This is a genomic window from Hahella ganghwensis DSM 17046, from assembly GCF_000376785.1.
Lineage (GTDB): Bacteria > Pseudomonadota > Gammaproteobacteria > Pseudomonadales > Oleiphilaceae > Hahella > Hahella ganghwensis.
The window spans coordinates 1-1,745 of the sequence record NZ_AQXX01000013.1 but is presented as its reverse complement, the minus strand read 5'-3'; the positions used below and the strand labels follow the sequence as shown (position 1 = coordinate 1,745).

The window sequence follows — 1,745 nt, the reverse complement described above, 5'->3', positions numbered from 1 at the left end:
AGGTAACTGACCAGTGGCTGGCGACCACAGAAGACATACAGCGGCAGGAAACAGTAATGGTCATAATACCCATGCGGAAGGCCGCCCCGAAAGAATCGGCCCTCCTGGTTGCTATGGACCGGAATATCCGAGGCGTCGAAGTCGAGTACAACCCTTTTGGGAGGCTTCGCGTATGAGGCGACAAACCGTTCCCACATAGCCCGGTGCGCCTCAATCACAGCGGCCCGTTCTACCCGTTGTTCCATCCGGCCCAAAGTGGCTTTGCTCGCCAGAGGAGTCACCCGGTTTAACGCGGTTTGGAACGCGTGATCCTCGCGCAGGCTATCGTGATCATTCAGGTCTTCATAGCCACAGGCGATGCTGTAGAGTCGCTGTCACACCAGATCCTGCACCGGATGTTGTACTTTTGCCGGTTGCCGTTCATCGACGACACATTGAGCCAGGTCGCGACCGACCCCGGTCTTCTGGTCAATCTCTCGAAGCAACAATAGCCCGGCGTCAGAGGTAATGTGTCCACCCGAGAATTGGGCTTGAACAAGACGTTTTTGCAGTGGCGAAAAGGACAGAGATTCTGGTAGCATTTTGGCCAACGGATGGTGTGCTTGTTTTTCGACTTAAATAATTGAAATATAAACCTATCAGCCGTTTTTGTTAGTGTCTCGTGAGAAATCCGGGCTAAGCTCATGATCGTATGCATCCGGTGATCATGAACGACTGGCGAGATTATTTCAGACTCATCTCATATTGGAAAAGACTGAATCTTGACTAAGGGGTCCACTTCAGCTACAGCATCCAAAGAACACTATTTAACGATGTGGTTCGTGCACTTGTCGAAGAGTTTGCTCCAACAATGCGTCAGCTTGAACCACAATTTAAGTCATCCATCAATGCGTAACTTCTAATTACTATGTTTGAAATTATTTGTGAGGTATTGATATACATTCATCGTCACTTTAAAAGCTCTAGCTTCAGTTTTTCTTCAGGGGGTTTGGTATTGCTTTTTGTAATAAATTTTTTGATTGCTCTTGCTCTTGTGTTGATGTTCCAATTAGACGGATCTGAAGAACCAAGTCTTGTGTTTTTAGTCGTCGGGGCTTGGTTTTTTGGTTTGATATTTTATCCATTTTTTGTTTTCTTCTATAGCTTCAGAGTATTTGAAGTGCTGATTAGTGGATCCTTTGAAGATATAACTTTTTTTGACATATTGGGACTTTTTATGACCTATGCTTCAGCATTTTTGATTGTTCGTAAGTTGATTTTATTTAAACTTAAAGGTAAACCTAATACAACTAGTGGTATAGAGATTTTTATACTGTCTGTTATGCTAAACATCTCCACCATTTTTCTCTTTTTCAGGGTACTCGTTTATGCGGCTTAGTAACCGGGGTCAGCAACTGTCTTTAGTAAAAATGTCTAAATTACCCATTAGTCAGTGATCAATCCGAATTTCCACCGTGGGTATGTGGATAAATAAGGGTCTTCCTTTATTTCAGTGGGTTGGGAGCCATATCCAGCCCTCCAAAGTGGAATAACATGGCTCTCTTGAATCGCTCTCTATTTCGATAACCTTTGGCCTTCACTCGCATAGATCTGATTTTTCCATTAATCGCCTCTGCAAGAGCATTTGAGACTCTAACCCGGATTTCTCATGAAGCCCCCCGATGAGTCGGCTCGCGGCCTCGTCGGGTAAGCATAAATCATTCTGGTCCTTCGCTTTCCCCGATTCCTACCGGATATTTCCGTTA

The 1,745-nt window shown here is 44.8% G+C and carries 1 protein-coding gene and 2 pseudogenes; 1 reads left to right on the top strand and 2 read right to left on the bottom strand.

The window, feature by feature from the left end:
• Window positions 1-581 (bottom strand): annotated as a pseudogene (locus F566_RS37470) (transposase); the annotation flags it as partial.
• A gap of 326 nt (window positions 582-907) precedes the next feature.
• On the opposite strand from F566_RS37470, the gene F566_RS0100120 reads away from it, so the two are divergent.
• Window positions 908-1,378 (top strand): hypothetical protein, encoded by a 471-nt coding sequence (locus F566_RS0100120; RefSeq protein ID WP_169334425.1) that lies wholly within the window; start codon window positions 908-910, stop codon window positions 1,376-1,378.
• Between the two features lie 106 nt (window positions 1,379-1,484).
• On the opposite strand, the pseudogene F566_RS36600 reads toward F566_RS0100120, so the two are convergent.
• Window positions 1,485-1,643: pseudogene (locus F566_RS36600) on the bottom strand (transposase); the annotation flags it as partial.
• Between the last annotated feature and the right edge of the window lie 102 nt (window positions 1,644-1,745).